Source organism: Burkholderia sp. Cy-637, assembly GCF_011753175.1.
In the GTDB taxonomy this organism is placed as follows: domain Bacteria; phylum Pseudomonadota; class Gammaproteobacteria; order Burkholderiales; family Burkholderiaceae; genus Burkholderia; species Burkholderia gladioli.
Genome location: NZ_VWWC01000092.1, coordinates 23,543 through 29,542 on the forward strand (window position 1 = coordinate 23,543; position 6,000 = coordinate 29,542).

The 6,000-nt window shown below is 68.5% G+C and carries 5 protein-coding genes and 1 pseudogene; 1 reads left to right on the plus strand and 5 read right to left on the minus strand.

What is annotated here, in order from left to right; genetic code table 11:
* The first annotated feature begins 344 nt into the window (after positions 1-344).
* Positions 345-986 carry a TetR family transcriptional regulator gene (locus F3J10_RS22280; protein WP_013699231.1) on the plus strand — a complete coding sequence of 214 codons (642 nt, stop codon included), beginning with the start codon at positions 345-347 and terminating at the stop codon, positions 984-986.
* 85 nt (positions 987-1,071) lie between these two features.
* Here the strand turns inward: F3J10_RS22280 and F3J10_RS22285 are convergent, their stop codons facing one another.
* From F3J10_RS22285 to F3J10_RS22305, 5 genes and pseudogenes are all read right to left on the minus strand, one after another.
* A complete protein-coding gene (locus F3J10_RS22285) occupies positions 1,072-1,779 on the minus strand; it encodes an SRPBCC domain-containing protein (RefSeq protein ID WP_167234109.1) in 708 nt (235 codons plus the stop codon).
* Positions 1,780-1,951: 172 nt separating this feature from the next.
* Positions 1,952-2,371: a carboxypeptidase-like regulatory domain-containing protein gene (locus tag F3J10_RS22290; protein WP_013699233.1), complete on the minus strand. Its 420-nt coding sequence runs from the start codon at positions 2,369-2,371 to the stop codon at positions 1,952-1,954.
* Positions 2,372-2,506: 135 nt separating this feature from the next.
* Positions 2,507-4,000 carry a DegQ family serine endoprotease gene (locus tag F3J10_RS22295; RefSeq protein WP_025096973.1) on the minus strand — a complete coding sequence of 498 codons (1,494 nt, stop codon included), beginning with the start codon at positions 3,998-4,000 and terminating at the stop codon, positions 2,507-2,509.
* 110 nt (positions 4,001-4,110) lie between these two features.
* Entirely contained in the window at positions 4,111-5,424 is a 1,314-nt protein-coding gene (locus F3J10_RS22300) for an ATP-binding protein (RefSeq protein WP_025096972.1), read from the minus strand.
* A 3-nt stretch (positions 5,425-5,427) separates the two neighbouring features.
* Positions 5,428-5,877: pseudogene (locus F3J10_RS22305) on the minus strand (winged helix-turn-helix domain-containing protein); the annotation flags it as partial.
* Between the last annotated feature and the right edge of the window lie 123 nt (positions 5,878-6,000).

The following is a 6,000-nucleotide window of genomic DNA, read 5'->3' on the forward strand; positions in this document are numbered from 1 at the left end:
GGACTGCGAATACGACAACGGCACGCATGCTGCCGTGCCGGGGGACGTCGCGCGACAACCGCGACGCAATACGGGAGGGAAATCAGCAGAGGTGGATATTAACTGATTGCCGCATGGGTATTCGATCTACTGCTTGGGCCCTTCGATCGTGGGTGGTATTGTATATACGTTCATGTATGTATGTAAAAGGTGTTCATGAACGATACAAATTCTTACAAATTACCGACGGTTACGCACGTAAGTTCACGCGCCGATCCCTTCTCCGGATCAAGCAATCATCGGTTTTCCAGGCTCATCATCAACGTCGCCGACCTCATCAGTACCGGCGCAGCACAGGCACAGCAATGGTCAGACGTACCAAAGAGGAAGCGCTCGCGACCCGCAACGGCATCCTCGACGCCGCCGAGCACGTCTTTTTCGAGAAGGGCGTCTCGCACACCACGCTCGCCGACATCGCCCAGCACGCGGGCGTCACGCGCGGCGCGATCTACTGGCATTTCGCGAACAAGGGCGAGCTGTTCGATGCCATGTTCGACCGCGTGTTCCTGCCGATCGACGAGCTGAAGGCAACCTCCGACAAGCCCCGCGCCGACCCGCTCGGACGCATCCGCAAGATCCTCGTCTGGTGCCTGCTGGGCGTCGCGCGCGATTCGCAGCTGCGGCGCGTGTTCAGCATCCTGTTCCTGAAATGTGAATATGTCGCGGACCTCGAGCCGCTGCTGCAGCGCAATCGCGCCGGCATGTCCGAGGCGCTGCACAACATCGAGGGCGACATGAAGCAGGCGGTCGCCGACGGCGAACTGCCGGCCGATCTCGACACCTGGCGCGCCACCCTGATGCTGCACACGCTGGTCAGCGGCTTCGTGCGCGACATGCTGATGCTGCCCGACGAGATCGACGCCGAGCAGCATGCCGAGCCACTGGTCGACGCGGTGTTCGACATGCTGCGGCTGAGCCCCGCGCTGCGACGCAAGCCGGCGGCCTGAAAGATTCGGCAAGGGGAGCAAAGACGGCGGCGCCCGCCGCCGGGTACCTAGCCGGCAAGCCCGGCCGGTCGCGTCTCACATGCCGTCACATGCCGAGCCAGCGCGCCACGCCGAGCCCGACCACCACCAGCGCCACCACCGTCAGCCAGACCCAGGCCGGCACGGCCACGCCCGAGGCACGGCCATCGGGCATGGCGCCGCCCGCCCGCCCCGCCAGCGCGCCGCCGAACGCGGAGCGCTCGCGCGCGCGGCGCAGCGCGGCCGACAAGCCGTCGGGACGCAGGAACACATGGCGGTGACGCGGCTCGGCCGTGGCGAGATTCGGCGCGAGGCCGAATTTGGCCAGCAGGCTGGCGGCGAACTCGGAGAAGAAATCGTCGGCGAAGCGCCGCAGGCCCTGCTCGACCTGGCGCGGCGGCAATTCGGCGAGCGGCCCCGCGGCGGTGGCGCGGATCGTGTAGTGGATACGTGTGACGAGCCCGTCGGCGACGCGATGGCCGGACAGGCGCACGTCGAACTGCCCGCGCAGCAGGCCGCCGCCTTCGGTGCGCGCGATGAACACGAGGCTGCGGCGCGGGCGCCCGCCCGAGGTCGGCTGAAGATGGACGCGGACTTCATAGCGCGCGCGCAGCGGCCCGAGCGGCACCGTCAGCACCAGCGTGTAGTCGTCCTGGGACAGCCGGGTCAATGCTTCGCAGTGCTCGACGCTCGCGCGCAGCAACGCGAGATCGTGCAAGGCCGCCCAGACCTTCGACGGCGCAAGCGCAACCCGCAGCGCGTCGTTCAGCTCCATGCTTCTCCCCGAAATCCGCGGTCGCCGCCGCGCCATCCTGCGATGCCGTCGCGCCGCCAGAAGGCCGACGGTCGAAAAAAAACCACGGCCCAGGCCGTGGTTTTCATTATCTAGGAAATGCCGCGATCGCGTGCGGGATCGGGCACCGCCGGCCGGCGAGCCGACAAAAAGCTTACTGCGCCGCCCAGGAAAAGGCGAGCTTCGCGTCGCCCTTGGCCGGCACCGTCACATTGCGCATCTCGGTCTTGCCGTTGTAATTCGCGCTCACCTTGTAGGCGCCCGGCGCGAGCCGCACCAGCATGTAGGGGCCGCGCGTATCGGCCTTCAGCACCTCGCCGTCGTGGCCCATGATCGAGACGTGCACGCCCGAGAGGTATTCGCCGCCCGCGCCGGTGAAGCGGATCGACAGCGGCCACTGGTGCTCGGCGCGCTGGAAGGCATTCGACTCGTCGAGGCCGACGCCGCCCGACACGTAGCTGACGTCGCCCTGCTGCTTGACGTCGGGCAGCCCGGACTGCGCATAGGCACCGCCCGCCAGGCCCAAGGCCAGCGCGGCCGCAAGCAGGAATTTCGAAACGTGTTGTTGTTGCATGGTTCGTCTCCTTACTGGGTCGGAAAACGGAAGGCGGCACGGGGATGCCGCCACGAAACCAGGCTTGCCGCCCGGCCGGGGATCCAAGCTGCAAAGCCAAGCAAGATGCGATCCCGGCCGGTCGGATGGTTCGGATCAGCTCAGATCGACCGGCACGAAGATCTGCGCGTCGTCACGCTGGATCAGCAGCGCCAGGCTGTTGCCGGCGTTCTTGACCGCGTCGCGCAACTGCTCGGGGCTGGTGACCGGGCGGCCGTTCACCGCCAGGATCACGTCGCCGGGCTGGATGCCGGCATTGGCGGCCGGCCCGGTGGCCTGCTGCACCACCAGCCCGTGCGTGAGCGAGCTGCCGGCGCGCTCCTGCGGGCTCAACTGACGCACCGCGACGCCCAGGCGCCCCTGCTCGGCCGGCTCGTCGTTGCCGGCGACCTGCTGGTTGTCCGCCAGCGAGGTGAGGGTCACCGTCACGTCCTTGCGTGCCTTGTCGCGCCAGATCTGCAGGTCGGCCTTGGTGCCCGGCTTGAGGCTGGCAATCTGGCCCGGCAGCATGGTCGAATCCTGCACCGGCGTGCCGTTCACCGACAGGATCACGTCGCCCGGCTGCAGGCCGGCCTTGGCGGCCGGGCCCTTCGGATCGACCGAGCTGACCAGCGCGCCGTCGGGCTTCTGCAGTCCGAACGAACTGGCCAGCGTCTGGTCGAGGCCCTGCACCGCCACGCCGAGGCGGCCGCGGCTCACGTGGCCGGTCTTCACCAGTTCGTCCTTGACCTTGATCGCCTCGTTGATCGGGATCGCGAACGACAGGCCCTGGAAGCCACCCGTCTGCGAGTAGATCATCGAGTTGATGCCGATCACCTCGCCCTGCAGGTTGAACAGCGGGCCGCCGGAATTGCCGGGGTTGACCGGCACGTCGGTCTGGATGAACGGCGTGTAGTTCTCGTCGGGCAGCGCGCGCGACTTCGCGCTGATGATGCCCGAGGTCACGGTGTTGTCGAAGCCGTAGGGCGAGCCGATCGCCACCACCCACTGGCCGACCTTGCTCTGCTGCGGATCGCCGATCTTCACGGTCGGCAGGCCGCTCGCGTCGATCTTGAGCACCGCCACGTCGGACTGCTTGTCGGCGCCGATCACCTTGGCGCGGTACTCGCGCTTGTCGGTCAGCTTGACGGTGACCACGTTGGCGCCGTCGATCACGTGCGCGTTGGTCAGGATGTAGCCGTCAGGACTCACGATGAAGCCCGAGCCGAGGCTGGTGCTCGGCGTGTCGTCGGCCTGGCCGCCGCCACCGCCCATGCCCGGCACCTGGCCGTAGAAGTGCTTGAAGAACTGGTAGAACGGATCGCTAGGATCGATCGGCAGTTGCTGCGCGCCGCCACCGCGACGCGCCGAAGCCTTCACCACGTGCTTGGCGCTGATGTTGACCACCGCCGGGCCATAGGTTTCGACCAGCCCCGAGAAATCGGGAATCCCCGTCTTCGCGGCGGCCTCGGCCGGCATCAGCGCGGCGGCCTGCGCCGGCGAGATGATCTGCGGCGGTTCGGCATGACGCGTGCCGGCCACATAACCGGCGGACAAAGCGGCCGCGACGGCCACGACGACGGCGCTGCGCGCCAGGAAACGGGTGTTCATCGTTCTACCTCCTCGTTGTTGGTTCGCAGCGTAAAGGCACTGTCTTAAAGGAGGCTTAACAGAATCGGGGGCGGATCGCAAACCCTCGCCACACGGCCTTCAAATGGCTTTCAGGCGAGACGCGCGCCGGGAAACGCGATCTCCACCAGCAGGCCCCCCGCGGGCGATTCGCCGAGCGTGACGGTGGCGCGCTGCTGGGCGGCCACGCGCTTGACGATCGCCAGGCCCAGGCCGCTGCCGGACACGTCGGTGCGCACGCGCGCCGAGGAATCGCGATAGAAGCGGTCGAACACGCGCTCGCGCTCCTCGGGCGGGATGCCGGGGCCGCTGTCGGCCACCCGCACCAGCGCGCGGCCCTCGCCGAAGCTCAGCGAGACGTCGATGCGCCCGCCTTCCGGCGTGTACTTCACGGCGTTGTCGAGCACGTTGTTGAGCATCACGCGCAGCGCGCCGATATCGGCGTCGACGATGGCCGGCTGGGCCTCCTCGATGCCGAGGTCGATGTTGCGCTTCTGCGCGACCACCGCCTGCGCGCTCACGCAATGCGCGAGCACGTCGGCCAGCGCGACCGGCTCGCGCACCGTGGCGCCGTCGGGCTCGGAGCGCGCCAGCGCGAGCAGTTGCTCGGCCAGGCGCGTGGCGCGCGTGACGCCGCTCTGCAGGTCGGCCAGCGCCTCGCGGCGGGTCTCGTCGTCCTGCGCGCGCGCCACCAGCTGCGCCTGGATCTGCACCGCGGCCAGCGGCGTGCGCAGCTCGTGCGCGGCATCGGCGACGAAGGCCTTCTGCGTGTCGAGAGCGGCTGCCAGGCGCGCCAGCAAGCCGTTGAGCGCATGCACGAGCGGCTGCACTTCCTGCGGCAGGCGGTTGTCGGGCAACGGGTCGAGCGCCTCGGGCCGACGCGACTCGACCGCGCGCGTGACGCGCCGCAAGGGCCGCATGCCGCGCCCGACGATCATCCAGACCGCCGCGCCGAGAAACGGCAGCAGCAGGATCAGCGGCCACACGGTGCGCAGCGCGACGCTGGCGGCCAGCCGGTTGCGCACCGACAGCGGCTGCGCGAGCTGGACCACGTTGTCGCCGACGATCGCGCCGTACACGCGCCATTCGCCGCGATCGGTACGTTCGGTGGAGAAGCCCAGCTCGGCGCGCGGCGCGATCGGCGCACGCGGATGCGAGAAGTACATCAGGCCGCCGTTGCGGTTCCAGATCTGGATCACGATGCCCTCGTCGCCGTTGGTGCGCGAGCCGAACACCTGCGAGAAGGGCTCCGAGGGCAGCGCCGCGGCGATCGCCTGGAGCTGGTAGTCGAACAGTTCGTTAGCCTCGGCCAGCGCCTGGCGATAGATCAGCCAGCCCGCGGCGCCCACGCCCGCGACCACGATCGCGAGCAGCCAGATCAGCAATTGATGGCGAATCGACCTCACGCGCTACGATTCCTTGACGACCATGTAGCCGAGCCCGCGCACGTTGCGGATCAGGTCGGAGCCGAGCTTCTTGCGCAGCGCGTGGATGTAGACCTCGACCGTGTTGCTGCCGATCTCCTCGCCCCAGCCGTACATCTTCTCCTCCAGCTGGCTCTTCGAGAGCACCGCGCCGGGCCGCGCCAGCAGCGCCTCGAGCAGGGCGAACTCGCGCGCCGAGAGGGCCACCGCCGCGCCGTCGAGCGTGACCTGGTGCGAGGCCGGGTCGAGCGTGAGCGCGCCGTGGCGGATCACCGATTCGCTGCGCCCCGACTGGCGGCGGATCAGCGCGCGCATGCGTGCGCCCAGTTCGTCGAGATCGAAGGGCTTGACGAGGTAGTCGTCGGCGCCGGCGTCGAGCCCCTTGACGCGGTCCGAGACGGCGTCGCGCGCGGTGATGATCAGCACCGGCAGCGCGCGGCCTGGTGCTGCTCGGCATCGGCGCCAACACGATCGGCATCGCCGGCGTCTACTTCACCAATACCTTCATGATCGCGTACACCACGCAGTATGTCGGCGTGACGCGCTCGATGATCCTCG